Genomic DNA, 18,941 nt, shown 5'->3' on the forward strand with positions numbered 1-18,941 from the left:
TCATTACAAGTTCAATATAGAGTTCAATTCCGGCTCAGGGAAGCAATAAAAGATGCCAATGTCCGCCGTTCTCGAAAACACTGCAAAAACAAAAACTCAAAAACAGTGGCTCGCCGGGCTGGTGACCAGCGTGATGTTTCTGATCGTGTGCCTGAGTTGGGGCACTACATGGCTGGGCATCAAGATCGCCGTAGAGAGCGTGCCGCCGCTGACATCCGCCGGGCTGCGCTTTCTGATCGCGTTTCCGCTGTTCCTGTGTTTTGCCATGGTGCGTCGCGAGCCGATCCTGTTCCCACGGGAAAGCCGCTGGTTCTTTGTGTTTGTGACCCTGTCGTACTTCAGCGTTCCCTACTACCTGCTCAACTATGGCGAGATGCACGTGTCATCCGGCCTGACGGCCCTGCTGTTCAGCTGCATGCCGGTATTCATCCTGATCTTTTCGGCGCTGTTCCTGCGTGAGCGCATCTACTTCTCCCAGGTCGTTGGCATCGGTATCGGGTTTGGCAGCCTCTACATGATCATCAAGAGCCAGGGCCTGCACCTGGACCACGCCGAGTTCTTCGGGGTGTTGGCGATACTGAGCGCCGCGATCATGCACGCCTTGTGCTACGTGATTACCAAGCAGAAAGGCAGCGCCATCAGCGTGATTACCTACAACACCCTGCCCATCGGCATCGCCGGGCTGATGTTGTTTGTCGCCGGCCTGTGGTTTGAAACGCCAGCCTTCAATGACATCACCCTGCGCTCCTGGACTGCACTGTTCTACCTCGGGCTGGTGGCCTCGGTAGGCGGGTTTATTGTGTATTTCATGCTGCTCAAGCGTCTGAGCCCGATCATCCTGTCGTTCGTCTTCATCATCTTCCCGGTGTTCGCGGTGATCATCGGTGCCTGGTACGAAGGCGTGGAAATTTCCCGCGACCTTATGTTGTATTCGGCGATTCTGCTGGCCGGCTTTGCGATCACCAAGCTGCCGGTTGAAAAACTGCTGGCCAAGAAAAAATGACCCTCAACCAACGCGAGAGAAACATGGAAGTCCTCCGCCCCACCGCCCTGGAACAGATCTACGCCCACGCCAGCCGCAGCTACCCAGAAGAGTGCTGCGGCTTCGTCTTCGCCGACGGCAGTGTGTACCTGGGCAGCAATATTCAGAACGAGCTGCACCGCAAGAACCCCCAGATGTACCCCCGCAGCGCGGCCAACGGCTACACCTTCTCGGTGGCCGATACCCTGCTGCTGAACAAGGCGTTTCGCAGCGACAACCCGGTGGTGGTGATCTATCACTCCCACCCGGATGTCGGCGCCTATTTCAGTGATGAAGACCAGGACAAGGCGCTGTTCATGGGGGAGCCGATCTACCCCGTCAGCTATCTGGTGGTGGATGTTCGCCAGCGCCAGGTCCTGGGCTCAAAACTGTTTGCCTGGGATGGCAAGCATTTCGCACCTCACCCCTTCAACGACCTGCACACGGAGTTGTCCATGAACGCTGTCTCTTTCCCCGACATTCTGGTTCGCGTGGCCAAGCTGCCGGAATCGACCCTTGAGGGCGCCGGATCGACATTGCGCGAAGTCATTGAAAATCTCTGCACCAATCACCCCCAATTGCGTCAGCACCTGTTCCATGAAAAGAACAACCAGCTCAAGGAACACTTCCTGTTTACCGCCGAGGAGGCGCTGATCGAAGCCGATGAAGTCCTGCCGCCAAAATCCCGGATCGAAGTGTTGCTCGCCACCTCAGGCGGCATGGACATCGACACCCTGAGCAACGAAGAAGTGCAGCGCTACGTGCGCCACATCACCCTGCCCGGCGTCGGTCGCGAGGGCCAGTTGAACCTGAAGAAAGCCAAAGTGCTGGTCATCGGCACCGGGGGCCTGGGCTCGCCCATCAGCCTGTACCTGGCAGCGGCAGGCATCGGCACCCTGGGGCTGGTGGATTTTGACGTGGTGGAAAGCAGCAACCTGCAGCGCCAGATTGTCCATGGCAACAGCACCCTGGGAATGCCCAAGGTCGAGTCCGCCAAGCAACGCCTGCAGGACCTCAACCCTCATATCCGGATCAATGCGCACAACACCGCGCTTGACACCGACAACGCTCTGGAACTGGTAGGCGCCTATGACCTGGTGATCGACGGTACCGATAATTTCGATACCCGCTACCTGGTCAACGATGCTTGCGTACAGTTGGGCAAACCTTTGGTCTATGGCGCCATCTACCGTTTCGACGGGCAGATCAGCGTGCTCAACTACAAAGGCGGGCCGTGCTATCGCTGCCTGTTTCCCAAGGCCCCGCCCGCTGAACTGGCGCCCAATTGCAGCGCCGGCGGCGTGATCGGCGTGCTGCCCGGTGTGGTAGGAATGATCCAGGCTACCGAGGCGATCAAATTGCTGATCGGCATTGGCGAACCGTTATCCGGCCGCTTGATGCGCTTTGACGCGCTGGCGATGAAGTTCAGCGAGATCCGCTTCAAGCGCCGCGTCGACTGCCCCTGCTGCTCGGAGCTGCGCAGCAGCGAAAGCGCCGCCCCCACGGTATGTGCCGATGCCGTACCGAGCCAACCCTCGCTGGCGGCAGAACGCTACATCAAGCCTCAGAACCTCAAGCAGGTGCTTGAGCACCCCAGCAGCGCCGATGTATTGCTGGACGTGCGCGACGCCAGCGAATTGGAAGTGTGCAAGCTGCCAGGCGTGCTGCACATTCCCCTGGCCGAACTGGATGGGCAACTCGACAACCTCAGCCGCGACAACACCCATTACCTGATCTGCTACGCGGGCACCCGCGCCGAACAGGCCGCCAGCACCCTGCTGGCAGCCGGGTTCGCGAACACCAAAGTCCTGCAGGGCGGCATGAAGCACTGGGTTCGCGACGTCGAACCCGACATGCCTCTGTACTGATCGTGGAGACTTGCTGATGCTGCATAACTCCATTCTCGACGTCATCGGCCAAACGCCTATCGTGCGCCTGGCCCAGTTTTCCGAAGACCTCGGCATCGAGGTCTACGCCAAGCTGGAATCCCTCAACCCCGGTGGCAGCCACAAGGCGCGCATCGCCCTGGGCATGATCCTCGATGCCGAGCGCCGTGGCGTGCTGATCCGTGACTCCGGGCAAACCATCATCGAACCCAGCGGTGGCAACACCGGCATTGGCCTGGTGATGGCCGGCAATGTCCTGGGCTATAAAGTAGTGCTGGTGATCCCTGACAACTACAGCCCCGAAAAGCAGAAATTGCTGCGCCTGTATGGTGCCAAAGTGGTGCTGTCAGACAGCCGCCTGGGCAACAACTCCCACGGCGAAAAGTGCATGGAACTGCAGTTGGAAAACCCCAACTTCGTGATGCTCAACCAGCAGCGCAATGGCGCCAACCCGCAGACCCACCGCGACACCACCGCGCCGGAGATCATCCGCGCCTTCGGTGACCAGCGGGTGGACTACTTCGTCAGCGGCATCGGCACCGGTGGCCATATCACCGGCATTGGCGAAACCCTCAAGGCCGCCTGGCCAGCGATCCGCGTGATGGGCGTGGAGCCGCAGGAATGCGACCTGCTCAAAGACCAGCACGCTGCGCACGCAATCCAGGGCCTGTCGATTGGCCTGATCCCGAGCATCCTCAACCTGGACGTGATCGACGGCATGCTCAAGGTGTCGCACTCGGCGTGCCTGGACATGATCAAACGCATCATGCGCACCGACGCCATCAGCCTGGGGCTATCCTCCGCCGCCAACATGGTTGCCATCGCCCAACTCGCCCCCGAACTGCCGCCTGAAACGGTGGTGCTGACCATGGTCTACGACAATGCCGACAGCTACCTGCCCAGTGTCGAGTAACGGGTTTTTCAATCATCCAGAATGCGGGGGTGCCTCCATGGGGGGCTTTATCGACATGCAACTGCTGCACGATGAGTTGCTTACCCATCTCATCACGACCCTGACGCCCGGGCAGATGAAGCAGTTGGAACCACACCTGGCGCCACTGATCCAGAACGCCGCCCAAGCAGTGGCCGAGGACCTGATCGCCTACGCCTATCGCGACCCGGCATCGCGCGGGCGCGGTGAGTTGATCCTGGAATCCTATGCCTCGTTCAAGGCAGTGCTGTTCTACCGCCTTGCGCACCAGGTGTGGAATTTCCCCGACCCGGGCCATGGGATGTTTTCGCGCATGGCGCTCAAGCTCAGCAACCAGGGCAAGATTCTCTCCGGTGCCGAGATTCATCCGGCGGCGCGTATCGGCCGACGCTTTGTACTGGACCATGGCTACGGCACCGTCATCGGCGAAACCTGCGTGATCGGCAACGACTGCTACATCCTGTGCGGCGTGACCCTGGGAGCCCGCGGCATCGCCAACAATCCGGACGGCAAACGCCACCCGCGCCTGGGCAACAACGTCGAGGTGGGCGCCGGTGCCCGGGTGCTGGGCTACGTGTCGATCGGCGACAACGTATTTATCAGCCCCTCCTGCGTGATCACCCAGGACGTACCGGCAGGCACCAAGGTCAAGGTAGTCAACCAGATCCAGCTGCAAAAAAACGACGAATCGGACCGCAGCAATTACCTCGGTGCCTTTGCACTGGATGAGCGCTTGCACGTCGTCGGTGAGGTGAGTGCCGGTCATAAGGTTACGGTGCTGGATGCCGACTTTCATCCGCTGCAAGGGTTAATGCTCGAACCCACGGTGAAAGAGCGCCACCACCTGCAATTTCGCCTGCACCGTGTCGATACCGGCGAACAACTGCCGCGCTTGCCGCTGAACCTGAAAGTCTGCGGGCCGGAATTTGAAATCACCCTGCTCTCTCCCCCTGGCTTGAGCGCGATGGTGCGCCATCTCTTGCAAGCCAGCCCACTGATCGTTGGAGGTTGAACATGTCCGTGCATACCATGGAAACCCTGGCGCTGTTCGACAGCGCGCCCTATCAGAACGCGTTCAGCGCCCGGGTTATTGCGGTCAGTGAACAGGGCATCGCCCTGGAGCACACGCTGTTCTACCCCACCGGCGGCGGGCAACCGGGCGATACCGGCCATTTCACCCTACCCGATGGCACGCGGGTCGAGGTGACAGGTACCGTGCGCGATCCGGTGTTGCGCTCGATCATCTGGCATCAGGTGGACCATTGCCCCGAGCAGTTGACGGCGGGCATCCAGGTAGACGCCGGCCTGGATTGGGAGCGGCGCTACCAGCACATGAAAATGCACACCTGCCTGCATTTGTTGTGCTCGCTCATTGACGCGCCCGTGACCGGTTGCAGCATCAGTGCGGATAAAGGCCGACTGGATTTCGACCTGCCGGAAATGACCCTGGACAAAGACGGTCTAACCCGTGACCTCAACGCCCTGATCGAGCAGGCCCACGCGGTGAAGACCCTGTCGATGCCCGCCACCGAATACGCGACCTTGCTACAGATCACCCGCACCCAGGCGGTTGCGCCACCGGTGGTGTCGGGCTCGGTACGGGTGATTGAGATCCCCGGGATCGACATCCAGCCATGCGGCGGCACCCATGTGCTCAACACCGAGGAGATCGGCCGGGTGTTCTGCGAGAAAATCGAAAAGAAGAGCAAGCACAACCGCAGGGTGATACTGCGGTTTGAACAAGCTTGCGCCTGACCCGATAGTTGCCCCAATGGAGGACAAATGTGAGAGGGGGCTTGCTCCCTCCCACATTGGCCGCGTTGTTTTTTAGATCACCAACAGATCCATGAAACGGTTCACAGCCGTCGCCTCAAGCCGTGCCTGATCCTTGCACAACGCAACAATCTCGGCGCTGCGCTGCGCAGTGAACCGCGTCGCCAGGTTGGCTTTGAACTTGTCTTCCAGCAATGGGATACCGTCCACCCGACGGCGGCGATGGCCAATCGGGTATTCCACCGCTACCTGCTCAGTGCAGGTGCCATCCATAAAGAACACCTGCACCGCATTGGCAATGGAACGCTTGTCCGCCTCCAGGTATTCGCGGCTATAACGTGGGTCTTCAACGATGACCATCTTGTCGCGCAGTTCATCAATGATCGGGTGGGCCGCGTGGAAATCATCTTCGTAGTGCTCGGCCACCAGATTGCCGAACACCAAGGGCACGGCCGTCATGTATTGCAGGCAGTGGTCGCGATCGGCAGCGTTGGCCAATTGGCCAACCTTGGAAATAATCCGAATCGCCGACTCATGGGTGGTGATCACGATACGTTCGATTTCATGCAGACGATGCTTGACCTGCGGGTGCAAGGTCACCGCCGCCTCGCAGGCGGTTTGCGCGTGGAATTCTGCCGGGAAACTGATCTTGAACAGCACGTTTTCCATCACGTAGGTGCCGTAGGCCTGAGGCAGGCTGAAGGCGCGCTTGTCTGTGGGCTTGAGCGCCAGGTCCTTGTTGGTGTGGCTGAACAACACGTCGTAGAACCCCCACTGCGGCGCGCTCAACACACCGGGAATGCCCATTTCGCCACGCAGGGCGATATCCGCCAGGCGCACACCACGGCTCGATGCATCGCCTGCGGCCCAGGATTTGCGCGAGCCGGCATTCGGTGCATGGCGATAGGTGCGCAACGCCTGCCCATCAACGAAAGCGTGAGACAAGGCCGACAGCAGTTGTTCACGATTGGCGCCCATCAGCTTGGCGGTGACAGCGGTGGAGGCGACTTTGACCAGCAGCACGTGGTCAAGGCCGACGCGGTTGAAGGAGTTTTCCAGGGCGATCACTCCCTGGATTTCGTGGGCCATGATCATCGCTTCCAGCACCGCACGTACGGTGAGCGGCGCCTCGCCATTGGCCACGCGTTTTTGCGAAAGGTGATCGGCCACGGCGAGAATGCCGCCGAGGTTGTCCGAAGGGTGTCCCCATTCAGCGGCGAGCCAGGTGTCGTTGTAGTCGAGCCAACGCACGATGCAACCAATGTCCCAGGCAGCCTTGACCGGGTCGAGGCGAAACGAAGTGCCCGGCACGCGCGCGCCGAACGGCACCACGGTGCCCTCCACTATCGGCCCCAGGTGCTTGGTGCACTCGGGGAACCGCAGCGCCAGCAGGCCACAGCCAAGGGTGTCCATCAGGCAGTTGCGGGCAGTGTCCAATGCATCCCGGGAATCGATGCGGTAGTTGAGGACATAGTCGGCGATGTCCTGCAAAACCTGGTCGTAGCCGGGGCGGTTGTTCTGGTCGACGTTGGCGCTCATGGCAGTTCTCCTAAAAGTTGGGTTGTTCCATCCTCAGGGTCAGGGTTAATCGTTGCGCAGGTCTGATTGCCTGCTTGTATCCGTGTGGGAGGGGGCTTGCTCCCGATGACGGTGGGTCAGTTAATGGATGGGGCGACTGACACCCTGCTATCGGGAGCAAGCCCCCTCCCACATAAAGCTAAAAAGCGTCACCCGGAACGCGGACGAAACCTTCCATCAGCACCCGTGCACTGCGGCTCATGATGGCTTTTTTCACCACCCATTCGCCGTTCACTTGGGTGGCTTCGGCGCCGACGCGCAAGGTGCCGGAGGGGTGCCCGAAACGCACAGCGTTACGCTCGATACCGCCCGCCGCCAGGTTGACCAGGGTGCCGGAAATCGCCGCCGCCGTGCCGATCGCTACCGCCGCCGTGCCCATCATGGCGTGGTGCAGTTTGCCCATGGACAGGGCACGCACCAGCAGATCCACATCGCCGGCCTTGATTGCCTTGCCGCTGGAGGCCACATAATCCGCAGGCTTGGCTACGAACGCGACCTTGGGTGTGTGCTGGCGCTGGGCGGCTTCGTCCAGATGCTTGATCAGGCCCATGCGCAACGCGCCATAAGCCCGTACCGTCTCGAACATGGCCAGGGCCTTGGGGTCGCTGTTGATCGCGCCCTGCAGTTCGGTCCCGGTGTAGCCGAGGTCTTGAGCGTTGATGAAAATGGTCGGAATACCGGCGTTGATCAACGTGGCCTTGAAGGTGCCCACGCCCGGTACTTCCAGGTCGTCGATGAGGTTGCCGGTGGGGAACATCGAACCACCGCCGCCCTCTTCTTCCGCCGCCGGGTCGATGAATTCCAGCTGGACTTCGGCGGCCGGGAAGGTCACACCGTCCAGTTCGAAGTCGCCGGTTTCCTGCACCACGCCGTTGGTGATCGGCACATGGGCGATGATGCTCTTGCCAATATTGGCCTGCCAGATCCGCACTACCGCCGCCCCGTTCTCGGGCACGCGGGCCGGGTCAACCAGGCCCGCGCTGATGGCGAACGAACCCACTGCTGCCGACAGGTTGCCGCAGTTGCCACTCCAATCGACAAACGGCTTGTCGATGGAGACCTGGCCGAACAGATAGTCCACGTCGTGATCGGCGCGGGTGCTTTTGGCCAGGATCACGGTTTTGCTGGTACTTGAAGTGGCACCGCCCATGCCGTCGATCTGCTTGTCATAAGGGTCGGGGCTGCCGATGACCCGCAGCAACAAGGCATCGCGGGCCGCCCCCGGCACCTGCGCGACTTCGGGCAGGTCCTTGAGGCTGAAGAACACGCCCTTGCTGGTGCCGCCACGCATGTAGGTGGCGGGGATCTTGATTTGCGCTACGTGTGCCATGGTAGTCCTCTTCAGGCGGTGGCCGCCGATTCCAGGAAATCCTGGGCAAAACGTTGCAACACGCCGCCCGCCTCGTAGATCGACACTTCTTCGGCGGTATCCAGGCGGCACGTCACCGGCACCTCGACACGTTCGCCATTCCTGCGGTTGATCACCAGGGTCAGTTGCGCGCGCGGTGTGCGCTCGCCGACCACGTCATAGGTTTCACTGCCGTCGATCTTGAGGGTGTGGCGGTCGGTGCCCGGCAGGAACTCCAGGGGCAACACGCCCATGCCCACCAGGTTGGTGCGGTGAATGCGCTCGAAGCCTTCGGCGGCAATCGCTTCCACACCGGCCAGGCGTACGCCCTTGGCGGCCCAGTCGCGGGACGAGCCCTGGCCGTAGTCGGCACCGGCAATGATGATCAGCGGTTGCTTGCGCTCCATGTAGGTTTCAATCGCTTCCCACATCCGCGTGACCTTGCCTTCCGGCTCGATACGCGCCAGCGAGCCCTGCTTGACCTTGCCGTTTTCCTGCACCATTTCGTTGAACAGTTTCGGGTTGGCGAAGGTGGCGCGCTGCGCCGTCAGATGGTCACCACGGTGGGTCGCGTAGGAGTTGAAGTCGACTTCCGGCAAGCCCATCTTCGCCAGGTATTCCCCGGCGGCACTGCCCGGCATGATCGCATTGGACGGCGACAGGTGGTCGGTGGTGATGTTGTCCGGCAGCACCGCCAGCGGGCGCATACCCTTGAGCGGCCGCGCGCCGGCCAGTGCGCCTTCCCAGTACGGCGGGCGACGGATGTAGGTGCTCTGCGGGCGCCAGTCATACAGCGGGGTGACTTTGGGGCCGGTGTCTTCGTGAATGGCGAACATGGGGATGTACACCGCACGGAACTGCTCGGGCTTGACCGATGCCTTGACCACCGCGTCGATCTCTTCGTCGCTCGGCCAGATATCCTGCAGGCGGATTTCCTTGCCGTCGGCATCCAGGCCGAGCACGTCCTTCTCGATATCGAAACGGATGGTGCCGGCAATCGCATAGGCCACCACCAGCGGCGGCGAAGCCAGGAAGGCTTGCTTGGCGTAAGGGTGAATGCGCCCGTCGAAATTGCGGTTGCCCGACAACACGGCGGTGGCGTACAGGTCACGGTCGATGATTTCCTGCTGGATCACCGGGTCGAGCGCGCCGGACATGCCGTTGCAGGTAGTGCAGGCAAAGGCCACCACGCCGAAACCGAGTTTTTCCAGCTCATGGCCCAGGCCGGCCTCTTCCAGGTACATGGCCACGGTTTTCGAGCCCGGCGCCAGCGACGACTTCACCCACGGCTTGCGGGCCAAGCCGAGCTTGTTGGCGTTACGTGCCAGAAGCCCGGCCGCGATGACGTTGCGCGGGTTACTGGTGTTGGTGCAACTGGTGATGGCCGCAATGATCACAGCGCCGTCGGGCATTTGCCCTGGAACTTCGTCCCACTGGCCGCTGATGCCTTTGGACGCCAGGTCACGGGTGGCAACACGGGCGTGGGGGTTGCTGGGGCCGGCCATGTTGCGCACGACGCTGGACAGGTCGAAGGTCAGGCCACGCTCGTACTGAGCCCCTTTGAGGTCATCGGCCCACAGACCGGTGTGGCGTGCGTACTGTTCGACCAGGGCGACTTGCTCGTCTTCTCGGCCAGTGAGTTTGAGGTAGGCGATGGTCTGCTGGTCAATATAGAACATCGCTGCGGTGGCGCCGTATTCAGGAGCCATGTTGGAGATGGTCGCACGGTCGCCCAGGGTCAGTGCACTGGCCCCTTCGCCGAAGAACTCCAGCCAGGCGCCGACCACTTTCTGCTGGCGCAGGAACTCGGTGAGTGCCAGCACCATATCGGTGGCGGTGATGCCCGGTTGCAGCTTGCCGGTCAGTTCCACGCCGACGCTTTCCGGCAGGCGCATCCACGACGCACGGCCGAGCATCACGCTCTCGGCCTCCAGGCCGCCGACGCCAATGGCGATCACGCCCAGGGCATCGACGTGGGGAGTGTGACTGTCAGTACCGACGCAGGTATCCGGGAAGGCTACGCCGTCACGGACCTGAATCACCGGCGACATTTTCTCCAGGTTGATCTGGTGCATGATGCCGTTGCCCGGCGGGATGACATCGACGTTCTTGAAGGCTTTTTTGGTCCACTCGATAAAGTGGAAGCGGTCTTCATTGCGACGGTCTTCAATGGCACGGTTTTTCTCGAACGCCTGCGGGTCAAAGCCGCCAGCCTCGACAGCCAGGGAGTGGTCGACGATCAGTTGGGTCGGCACCACCGGGTTGACCTGCGCCGGGTCGCCGCCTTGCAGGGCGATGGCATCGCGCAGACCGGCAAGGTCCACTAGGGCGGTCTGGCCGAGGATGTCATGGCACACCACGCGCGCCGGGAACCAGGGGAAATCGAGATCGCGTTTGCGCTCGATCAGTTGGCTCAGGGATGCGTTGAGGGTGGCCGGGTCGCAACGGCGCACCAGGTTTTCGGCGAGCACGCGCGAGGTGTAAGGCAAGGTGGCGTAGGCGCCGGGGGTGATTGCTTCGACAGCCGCACGGGCGTCGAAGAAATCCAGGCGACTGCCGGGGAGCGGTTTGCGAAATTCAGTGTTCATCGTCAGGACTCGGTCACGGTAAGTTCGAAAGGTGAACTGTCGACACTGGCTTTGTTTCCTGTGGGAGCTGGCTTGCCTGCGATTGCATCACTGCGGTGTGACAGGTACACCAAGGTGATGCCATCGCAGGCAAGCCAGCTCCCACAAAAAAGCACATTAGCCAGCGAACACAGCCCATCCCATTCAGCGACGTTCGATTGGCACGAACTTGCGCTGCTCAACGCCGATGTACTCGGCGCTTGGACGGATGATGCGGTTGTTGGCGCGCTGTTCGAACACGTGCGCGGCCCAGCCAGTCAGGCGTGAACAGACGAAGATCGGTGTGAACAGCTTGGTCGGGATGCCCATGAAGTGGTACGCCGAGGCATGGTAGAAGTCGGCGTTGGGGAACAGCTTCTTCTGTTCCCACATGGTCTTGTCGATGGCTTCAGACACCGGGAACAACACCGTGTCGCCCACTTCATCAGCGAGTTTTTTCGACCAACCCTTGATCACTTCATTACGCGGGTCGCTGTCTTTATAGATCGCGTGGCCGAAGCCCATGATCTTGTCCTTGCGCGCCAACATGCCCAGGGTGCCTTCGACCGCTTCTTCGGCCGAGGAAAAGCGCTCGATCATTTCCATCGCCGCTTCGTTGGCCCCGCCGTGCAGCGGGCCGCGCAGGGAACCGATGGCGGCGGTGACGCAGGAATACAGGTCGGACAGGGTCGAAGCGCATACCCGGGCAGTGAAGGTCGAGGCGTTGAATTCGTGCTCGGCGTAGAGAATCAGCGACACATTCATGACTTTGACGTGCAGCTCGCTGGGTTTCTTGCCGTGCAGCAGGTGCAGGAAGTGGCCGCCGATACTCGGCTCGTCGGTCACGCAGTCGATGCGCTTGCCGTCGTGGCTGAAGCGGTACCAGTAGCACATGATCGCCGGGAATGCGGCAAGCAGGCGGTCGGTGACATCGCGCTGTACGCTGAAATCTTTTTCCGGCTCGATATTGCCCAAAAACGAGCAACCGGTGCGCATCACGTCCATCGGGTGGGCGTCGGCGGGGATGCGTTCGAGCACTTCTTTCAATGCCTGGGGCAAGTCACGCAGTTTGCTCAGCTTGGCGCTGTAGGCGGCCAGTTCGGTCTTGGTCGGCAACTCGCCGTACAGCAACAGGTAGGCGACTTCTTCAAACTGCGCATCGGCGGCCAGTTCACGCACGTCGTAGCCACGATAGGTCAAGCCTGCACCGGCCTGGCCCACGGTCGACAGTGCGGTCTGCCCGGCAACCTGGCCACGCAGGCCGGCGCCACTCAATACTTTTGCTTCAGCCATGTTCGTTCTCCAATCTTGAATTTATTAGGGAGGCGCACCGCATTATTTTTTCGCGGCAAACAGCGCGTCGAGCTTCTGCTCGAAGGTGTGGTAGTCGATGCGATCGTAGAGCTCCATGCGCGTTTGCATGGTGTCGATCACGTTCTGTTGGGTGCCGTCGCGACGGATCGCGGTGTAGACGTTCTCGGCAGCCTTGTTCATGGCACGGAAGGCCGAGAGCGGGTACAGCACAATGGAAACATCCGCAGATTTCAACTGTTCGGTGGTGTACAGCGGCGTCGCGCCGAACTCGGTAATGTTAGCCAGGATCGGCGCCTTTACGCGGGAAGCGAACAGCTTGTACATCTCGAGCTCGGTGATGGCTTCCGGGAAGACCATGTCGGCACCGGCTTCGATACACGCGGCGGCACGTTCAAGGGCAGACTCCAGGCCCTCGACCGCCAGGGCGTCGGTGCGCGCCATGATCACGAAGCTGTCATCGGTACGCGCATCCACGGCAGCCTTGATGCGGTCGACCATTTCCTGCTGCGACACGATCTCTTTATTGGGGCGATGCCCGCAGCGCTTGGCGCCGACCTGGTCTTCGATATGGATGGCGGCGGCGCCGAACTTGATCATCGACTTGACGGTGCGCGCCACGTTGAATGCCGAGGAGCCGAAACCAGTGTCCACGTCCACCAGCAGCGGCAGGTCGCAGACGTCGGTAATGCGGCGCACGTCGGTAAGCACGTCATCCAGCCCGGTAATACCCAGGTCCGGCACGCCGAGGGAACCGGCGGCAACCCCGCCACCCGACAGGTAAATAGCCTTGAAGCCGGCGCGCTTGGCCAACAACGCGTGGTTGGCATTGATTGCACCAACAACTTGCAAAGGCTGTTCGCTGGCGACTGCGTCACGGAAACGCTGGCCGGGAGTGCTGTTGTTATTACTCATGACTCACCTCGTGATGAAGGAGCGCCGTCCGGGAAGTGACGGGCGATGTTGCGTTTAGAGGCGCCGATATGCCGGCGCATCAACAGTTCGGCCAGTTCACCATCGCGATCGGCAATCGCGTCGAGAATGCGGTGGTGTTCGGCAAAGGCCTGGCGTGGACGATTGGGGGTGGCGGAAAACTGGATGCGGTACATGCGCACCAGTTGGTACAGCTCGCCGCAGAGCATTTGGGTCAGGGTGCGGTTACCGGCGCCCTGGATAATCCGATAATGAAAGTCGAAGTCGCCTTCCTGCTGGTAATAGCCGACACCGGCCTGGAACGCGGCATCGCGCTCATGGGTGTGCAATACCTGGCGCAGCTCTTCGATTTCCGCGTCGGTCATGCGCTCGGCGGCGAGGCGGCAGGCCATGCCTTCCAGGGACTCGCGGATCTCATAGAGTTCAATCAGCTCGGCGTGGCTCAACGACACAACCCGTGCGCCAACGTGAGGCACGCGCACCAGCAGGCGCTGGCCTTCCAGGCGGTGGATCGCCTCGCGCAGCGGGCCGCGGCTGATGCCGTAGGTACGCGCCAGTTCCGGCTCGGAAATCTTGCTGCCGGGGGCAATTTCACCTTTGACGATGGCGGCTTGGATACGCCGGAAGACGTTCTCGGACATGGTTTGGGAATCGTCTGACGCCGCTATCGGAATTTCCGCCTGATCCAGCATATTGTCGACACCTTTAAAAGCAATGCCGCAAAAACTAGCTAATTACCCCTTAACAGTCAAAGAATAAATACACATTGTCGACAATCGTCTAATAAGCCTGAATAACCCATTCAAGGCATGGCCGCCTGCCAGCGCTGGCGCCAAAAAAGCATCATGTTAGAATGCCCGGCGTATTTGCCTGACATCCCTGGATGAAACGGCGCACGAGGGAGTTTGCGCAGCAATGCCAGTCGCCTTGAATTGAACATCGCACGGCACCGCCTCAGGATTTATGAGACTCAAGCCCTTCCCCCTGTTTATTTGCCTACTGTTGCTGTCCAGCCTTGGCTTCGCCGCCGAGAAAACGGTGTATGGCCTCAATGAATACGCCAAGCTGGACGGTATCGACCTGGAAGTCGCGGCCAAGCTCGACACCGGCGCCAAGACCGCCTCGTTGAGCGCCCGCGATATAAAGCGCTTCAAGCGCAACGGCGAAACCTGGGTACGCTTCTACCTGGCCATCGACACCGCCCACTCCCACCCCATCGAACTGCCCCTGGCCCGCGTCAGCAAGATCAAGCGCCGCGCCGGCGACTACGACCCCGATGAGGACAAGAACTACACCGCCCGTCCGGTGGTTGCCCTGGATATCTGCATGGGCACTGCTTTACGCAGCATCGAAGTGAACTTGACTGACCGCAGCAGCTTCCAATACCCGCTGCTGATCGGCTCCGAAGCGCTGAAACGCTTTGATGCGCTGGTCGACCCCAGTCTTAAATATGCAGCAGGCAAACCCGCCTGCGTCGCCGACGCTCATACCGCCGAGTAAACCGAATGCGCTCTCTGACCCTGCACCTGAAAATCCTGATCACCTTCCTGGTGGTGCTCGGCATTTCGGTCACCGCCTATCAGATTTTCGTGCTGGGGATCCCCGTGACCGAGGATGCCACCGACGACTTGTGGAACATCGACGCCAAGGTCGAGTTCGTCGCCAACCCCAAGGACCCGGTCAAGATCCAGATGTTCGTGCCGCCTCTGAGCCGCGACTTCGTCAGCCTTAATGAAAGCTTTATCTCCAACAACTATGGAGTCAGCGTCAACCGCATCGACGGCAACCGCAAGGTCACCTGGTCAGCGCGCCGGGCCAAGGGTAACCAGACCCTGTATTACCGATTGGTGCTGACCAAGCGTTACAGCGGCGAAAAGATCAAGATCAAGGGCCCGACCTTCCGCGACAGCATCGCCGTGGAAGGCCCGGAAAAAATCGCCGCCGAAGCCTTGCTGGCGCCGATCCGCCAGCACTCGGCCGACGTCGAGACCTTTATCAGCGAAGCCATCAAGCGCACCAACAACCTCAACGACGACAATGTGAAGCTGCTGCTGGCCGGCGACCCGTCGACGCCGCACAAGGCCAGGATCGTCGAGCTGCTGCTGTCCATTGCCCATGTGCCGGTGGAGAAAGTCCACACCATCCGCCTGGTAGCCGACCAGCCGCAAACCCCGGAGCTGTGGCTGCGCAGCTTCAACGGCAACGACTGGCTGTACTTCAACCCGGAGACCGGTGAACAGGGCCTGCCCGCCGACCGCCTGCTGTGGTGGACCGGCGATGAAAACCTGATCACGGTCGATGGCGGCAAGAAGGCCATGGTGACCTTCAGCCTCAACAACAGCGAAATGAACGCGATTCGCCTGGCCAAGCTGACCGACGAAAACACCGACGCCAACTTCCTCGAATACTCTCTGTACGGCCTGCCGCTGCAAACCCAGCAGACCTTCATGATCATGGTGATGATCCCGATTGGCGTGCTGGTGATTCTGATCCTGCGCAACCTGATCGGCCTGCAGACCCTGGGCACCTTCACTCCGGTGCTGATCGCCCTGGCGTTCCGCGAGACGCAATTGGGCTTCGGCATTGTGCTGTTCACGATTATCACGGCACTGGGGCTGTCACTCAGGTCGTATCTGGAACATTTGAAACTGCAGATGCTGCCGAGGCTGTCGGTGGTGCTGACCTTCGTGGTGGTGCTGATCGCCGCCATCAGCCTGTTCAGCCATAAGCTGGGGCTGGAGCGTGGCTTGTCGGTGGCGCTGTTCCCGATGGTGATCCTGACCATGACCATCGAACGCCTGTCGATTACCTGGGAAGAGCGCGGCGCCAACCATGCACTGAAAGTGGCGATTGGTACCCTGTTCGCCGCCTCGTTGGCCCACCTCATCATGAGCGTTCCGGAGCTGGTTTACTTCGTGTTCACCTTCCCGGCGATCCTGCTGATTCTGGTGGGCTTCATGCTGGCCATGGGTCGTTATCGCGGCTATCGCCTCACCGAGCTGGTGCGTTTCAAGGCATTCCTGAAGGCTGACTCCTGATGTTTGGCTTCTGGAAAACCTGGAAGGCCCTGGAAGCGCGCGGGATCATGGGCATCAATCGGCGTAACGCCGACTACGTGCTCAAGTACAACAAACGCAGCCTGTACCCGATTGTGGATGACAAGATCATCACCAAGGAACGGGCGCTGGCCGCCGGTATCCATGTGCCGGAAATGTACGGGGTGATCTCCACCGAGAAGGAAATCGACAAGCTCGACGAGATCATCGGTGGGCGCAGCGACTTCGTGATCAAGCCCGCCCAGGGTGCCGGCGGCGACGGCATCCTGGTAGTGGCCGACCGGTTTGAAGGACGCTATCGCACGGTGTCCGGCAAGATCATCAGCCATGAAGAGATCGAGCACCAGATTTCCAGCATCCTCACTGGCCTGTATTCACTGGGTGGCCACCGCGACCGGGCGCTGATAGAGTACCGTGTGGTGCCCGACCAGATCTTCAAAAGCATCAGCTACGAGGGTGTGCCGGATATTCGCATTATCGTACTGATGGGCTACCCGGTGATGGCCATGCTGCGCTTGCCGACCCGCCAGTCCGGCGGCAAGGCCAACCTGCACCAGGGCGCGATCGGCGTGGGCGTCGACCTTGCCACTGGCCTGACCCTGCGCGGTACCTGGCTGAACAACATCATCACCAAGCACCCTGACACCACCAATGCGGTCGATGGTGTGCAACTGCCCAACTGGGACGGTTTCATGCAGCTTGCGGCCGGCTGCTATGAGCTGTGCGGGCTGGGCTATATCGGCGTGGATATGGTACTGGACCAGGAAAAAGGCCCGCTGATCCTTGAGTTGAACGCACGGCCTGGGCTGAACATCCAGATTGCCAACGACTGCGGCCTGACTTTGCGCACCCATGCGGTGGAAGCGCGATTGGAAGAACTCAAAGCTGCCGGCGTGACGGAAACCCCGCAAGAGCGGGTGAAGTTCGTGCAGGAGATGTTTGGGCATATACCGCCCGTGGAAGGCTGATCCGGTCTTCAAACTGTCTATCCCCTACATCCCCTCTAGGAGCAAATCCTACAGGGGACTACAATCCCCCTCCCCCGCGCCATTGGCTGATCCAACCCCGCATGTTGACCTGCTCCGTACACCCATTGCCCTACCGGGCCAACCCCGCCGAGTATTTTGCGGCGATTCGCCATGCTCCAGGCGCGGTACTGCTCGACAGCGGCCGGCCGACGGCTGATCGCGGCCGGTATGACCTGCTCAGTGCCTGGCCCGAAGCGAAATTGACGGTAGGGCCGGACGAAAGCGGCGGTGATTTCCTGCAACGCTTGCGGAAAAACCTCGCGCGATTGGGTGAAGCCGCAATCCCCGCCGATTTACAGTTGCCGTTCGCCGGAGGCTTGATCGGCTACCTGAGCTACGACTTCGGCCGGCACCTTGAGAACATGCCGCACCTGGCAGTGGATGACCTGCACCTGCCAGACGCGCGCTTCGGGCTGTACGCCTGGGCGCTGATCAGCGACCACCAGGCCCGGAGCAGCCAACTGGTGTTTCATCCCACGCTGGCCGATAGCGAACGACAACGGTTGATCGCGCTGTTCAGCCACGGGACTGTCGACACCTCTGCGACGTTCAAACTCCAGGGCCCGATGGCACCCGACCTCACCGCAGAGGCCTACCGCCAAGCCATCGCGCGTATCCAGGATTACATCCAGGCCGGCGACTGCTATCAGGTCAACTTTGCCCAGCGCTTTCGCGCACCCTGCATGGGGGATCCCTGGGCAGCCTATTGCGCCCTGCGCGAAGCCTGCCCCACGCCGTTTTCCGGGTTCCAGAGCTTGCCCGATGACGGTGCGGTACTGAGCCTGTCACCGGAACGCTTTGTGCGCATCAGCGAACGCCAGGTCGAGACCCGCCCGATCAAGGGCACCCGCCCTCGCGGCGTAACACCTGCAGAAGACGCCGCCAACGCCGCCGAATTGCTCGCCAGCCCCAAGGATCGCGCAGAAAACCTGATGATCGTCGACCTGCTGCGCAACGATCTCGGTCGCAATTGCCGCATCGGCTCGGTGAAAGTGCCGGAACTGTTCAGCCTGGAAAGCTACCCCAACGTGCACCACCTGGTGAGCAGTGTCACAGGTGTACTGGCCGACGACAAAGACGCCCTCGACCTGATCGCCGGCAGCTTCCCCGGCGGCTCCATCACCGGCGCGCCGAAGATCCGCGCGATGCAGATCATCGACGAGCTTGAGCCCACCCGCCGCGGGCTGTACTGCGGCTCGCTGGTGTACCTGGACGTGCGCGGCGAGATGGACAGCTCCATCGCCATCCGCAGTTTGCTGGTCAAGGACGGGCAGGTGTGTTGCTGGGGTGGCGGTGGGATTGTGGCGGATTCGCAGTGGCAGGCGGAGTATCAGGAGTCGCTGACGAAGGTGCGGGTGTTGTTACAGACATTGGAAGGTTTGTAGGGCCTGTACCGGCCCTATCGGGGGCAAGCCCCCTCCCACCTTCGACCGCGCCGCGATCAAAGGTGGGAGCTGGCTTGCCTGCGAT

At 61.0% G+C, this 18,941-nt stretch carries 15 protein-coding genes; 9 read left to right on the forward strand and 6 right to left on the reverse strand.

Annotation, left to right across the window (positions count from 1 at the left end; genetic code table 11):
• The first annotated feature begins 58 nt into the window (after nt 1-58).
• Genes PSEBG33_RS07305 through PSEBG33_RS07285 form a run of 5 tightly spaced genes read left to right on the forward strand, consistent with a single transcriptional unit; the run spans nt 59 to nt 5,593 of the window.
• On the forward strand, nt 59-1,003 hold the full coding sequence (locus PSEBG33_RS07305; RefSeq protein WP_032803673.1) for a DMT family transporter: 945 nt from the start codon (nt 59-61) through the stop codon (nt 1,001-1,003).
• 23 nt (nt 1,004-1,026) lie between these two features.
• On the forward strand, nt 1,027-2,889 hold the full coding sequence (gene moeB / locus PSEBG33_RS07300) for a molybdopterin-synthase adenylyltransferase MoeB (protein ID WP_032803955.1): 1,863 nt from the start codon (nt 1,027-1,029) through the stop codon (nt 2,887-2,889).
• A gap of 16 nt (nt 2,890-2,905) precedes the next feature.
• Nucleotides 2,906-3,820 (forward strand): PLP-dependent cysteine synthase family protein, encoded by a 915-nt coding sequence (locus PSEBG33_RS07295; RefSeq protein ID WP_005790392.1) that lies wholly within the window; start codon nt 2,906-2,908, stop codon nt 3,818-3,820.
• Nucleotides 3,821-3,857: 37 nt separating this feature from the next.
• Nucleotides 3,858-4,850 (forward strand): serine O-acetyltransferase, encoded by a 993-nt coding sequence (locus PSEBG33_RS07290; protein ID WP_005790394.1) that lies wholly within the window; start codon nt 3,858-3,860, stop codon nt 4,848-4,850.
• A 2-nt stretch (nt 4,851-4,852) separates the two neighbouring features.
• The gene (locus PSEBG33_RS07285; protein WP_005790395.1) at nt 4,853-5,593 is read left to right on the forward strand and encodes an alanyl-tRNA editing protein; all 741 of its coding nucleotides are present in this window, start codon (nt 4,853-4,855) and stop codon (nt 5,591-5,593) included.
• A gap of 72 nt (nt 5,594-5,665) precedes the next feature.
• Here PSEBG33_RS07285 and prpD read toward each other — a convergent pair whose 3' ends face one another.
• The 6 genes from prpD to PSEBG33_RS07255 all read right to left on the reverse strand — a co-directional run bounded on the left by prpD (nt 5,666) and on the right by PSEBG33_RS07255 (nt 14,079).
• Entirely contained in the window at nt 5,666-7,150 is a 1,485-nt protein-coding gene (prpD, locus tag PSEBG33_RS07280) for a 2-methylcitrate dehydratase (RefSeq protein WP_005790397.1), read from the reverse strand.
• A 178-nt stretch (nt 7,151-7,328) separates the two neighbouring features.
• Nucleotides 7,329-8,519, reverse strand: a complete 1,191-nt coding sequence (gene prpF, locus PSEBG33_RS07275; protein ID WP_005790399.1) for a 2-methylaconitate cis-trans isomerase PrpF — start codon at nt 8,517-8,519, stop codon at nt 7,329-7,331.
• A gap of 11 nt (nt 8,520-8,530) precedes the next feature.
• The gene (acnD, locus tag PSEBG33_RS07270) at nt 8,531-11,125 is read right to left on the reverse strand and encodes a Fe/S-dependent 2-methylisocitrate dehydratase AcnD (RefSeq protein ID WP_005790402.1); all 2,595 of its coding nucleotides are present in this window, start codon (nt 11,123-11,125) and stop codon (nt 8,531-8,533) included.
• A 183-nt stretch (nt 11,126-11,308) separates the two neighbouring features.
• Complete coding sequence (prpC, locus tag PSEBG33_RS07265; protein WP_005790404.1) at nt 11,309-12,436, reverse strand: bifunctional 2-methylcitrate synthase/citrate synthase; 1,128 nt, start codon at nt 12,434-12,436, stop codon at nt 11,309-11,311.
• A gap of 42 nt (nt 12,437-12,478) precedes the next feature.
• The gene (gene prpB / locus PSEBG33_RS07260; RefSeq protein WP_005790406.1) at nt 12,479-13,369 is read right to left on the reverse strand and encodes a methylisocitrate lyase; all 891 of its coding nucleotides are present in this window, start codon (nt 13,367-13,369) and stop codon (nt 12,479-12,481) included.
• Nucleotides 13,366-14,079 carry a GntR family transcriptional regulator gene (locus PSEBG33_RS07255; RefSeq protein ID WP_005790408.1) on the reverse strand — a complete coding sequence of 238 codons (714 nt, stop codon included), beginning with the start codon at nt 14,077-14,079 and terminating at the stop codon, nt 13,366-13,368. The genes prpB and PSEBG33_RS07255 overlap by 4 nt, the downstream gene beginning before the upstream one ends.
• Before the next feature lie 271 nt (nt 14,080-14,350).
• Between PSEBG33_RS07255 and PSEBG33_RS07250 the strand changes: the two genes are divergently transcribed.
• The 4 genes from PSEBG33_RS07250 (at nt 14,351) to pabB (ending at nt 18,856) form a co-directional block, all read left to right on the forward strand.
• A complete protein-coding gene (locus tag PSEBG33_RS07250) occupies nt 14,351-14,887 on the forward strand; it encodes an ATP-dependent zinc protease (protein ID WP_005790410.1) in 537 nt (178 codons plus the stop codon).
• Between the two features lie 5 nt (nt 14,888-14,892).
• Nucleotides 14,893-16,425, forward strand: coding sequence for an inactive transglutaminase family protein (locus tag PSEBG33_RS07245; protein WP_005790411.1), 1,533 nt, complete (start codon nt 14,893-14,895; stop codon nt 16,423-16,425).
• The gene (locus PSEBG33_RS07240; protein WP_005790412.1) at nt 16,425-17,411 is read left to right on the forward strand and encodes an alpha-L-glutamate ligase-like protein; all 987 of its coding nucleotides are present in this window, start codon (nt 16,425-16,427) and stop codon (nt 17,409-17,411) included. The genes PSEBG33_RS07245 and PSEBG33_RS07240 overlap by 1 nt, the downstream gene beginning before the upstream one ends.
• A gap of 101 nt (nt 17,412-17,512) precedes the next feature.
• Nucleotides 17,513-18,856 carry an aminodeoxychorismate synthase component I gene (gene pabB / locus PSEBG33_RS07235; RefSeq protein ID WP_005790414.1) on the forward strand — a complete coding sequence of 448 codons (1,344 nt, stop codon included), beginning with the start codon at nt 17,513-17,515 and terminating at the stop codon, nt 18,854-18,856.
• Nucleotides 18,857-18,941: the final 85 nt, after the last annotated feature.

The organism is Pseudomonas synxantha BG33R, from assembly GCF_000263715.2.
Classification (GTDB): domain Bacteria; phylum Pseudomonadota; class Gammaproteobacteria; order Pseudomonadales; family Pseudomonadaceae; genus Aquipseudomonas; species Aquipseudomonas synxantha_A.

What these genes read in the sequence shown, in the direction of transcription:
- PSEBG33_RS07305 (WP_032803673.1), top strand. Translation starts at nt 59, where the DNA reads ATGTCCGCCGTTCTCGAAAACACTGCAAAAACAAAAACTCAAAAACAG.
- moeB (WP_032803955.1), top strand. Translation starts at nt 1,027, where the DNA reads ATGGAAGTCCTCCGCCCCACCGCCCTGGAACAGATCTACGCCCACGCC.
- PSEBG33_RS07295 (WP_005790392.1), top strand. Translation starts at nt 2,906, where the DNA reads ATGCTGCATAACTCCATTCTCGACGTCATCGGCCAAACGCCTATCGTG.
- PSEBG33_RS07290 (WP_005790394.1), top strand. Translation starts at nt 3,858, where the DNA reads ATGGGGGGCTTTATCGACATGCAACTGCTGCACGATGAGTTGCTTACC.
- PSEBG33_RS07285 (WP_005790395.1), top strand. Translation starts at nt 4,853, where the DNA reads ATGTCCGTGCATACCATGGAAACCCTGGCGCTGTTCGACAGCGCGCCC.
- prpD (WP_005790397.1), bottom strand. Translation starts at nt 7,150, where the DNA reads ATGAGCGCCAACGTCGACCAGAACAACCGCCCCGGCTACGACCAGGTT.
- prpF (WP_005790399.1), bottom strand. Translation starts at nt 8,519, where the DNA reads ATGGCACACGTAGCGCAAATCAAGATCCCCGCCACCTACATGCGTGGC.
- acnD (WP_005790402.1), bottom strand. Translation starts at nt 11,125, where the DNA reads ATGAACACTGAATTTCGCAAACCGCTCCCCGGCAGTCGCCTGGATTTC.
- prpC (WP_005790404.1), bottom strand. Translation starts at nt 12,436, where the DNA reads ATGGCTGAAGCAAAAGTATTGAGTGGCGCCGGCCTGCGTGGCCAGGTT.
- prpB (WP_005790406.1), bottom strand. Translation starts at nt 13,369, where the DNA reads ATGAGTAATAACAACAGCACTCCCGGCCAGCGTTTCCGTGACGCAGTC.
- PSEBG33_RS07255 (WP_005790408.1), bottom strand. Translation starts at nt 14,079, where the DNA reads ATGCTGGATCAGGCGGAAATTCCGATAGCGGCGTCAGACGATTCCCAA.
- PSEBG33_RS07250 (WP_005790410.1), top strand. Translation starts at nt 14,351, where the DNA reads ATGAGACTCAAGCCCTTCCCCCTGTTTATTTGCCTACTGTTGCTGTCC.
- PSEBG33_RS07245 (WP_005790411.1), top strand. Translation starts at nt 14,893, where the DNA reads ATGCGCTCTCTGACCCTGCACCTGAAAATCCTGATCACCTTCCTGGTG.
- PSEBG33_RS07240 (WP_005790412.1), top strand. Translation starts at nt 16,425, where the DNA reads ATGTTTGGCTTCTGGAAAACCTGGAAGGCCCTGGAAGCGCGCGGGATC.
- pabB (WP_005790414.1), top strand. Translation starts at nt 17,513, where the DNA reads ATGTTGACCTGCTCCGTACACCCATTGCCCTACCGGGCCAACCCCGCC.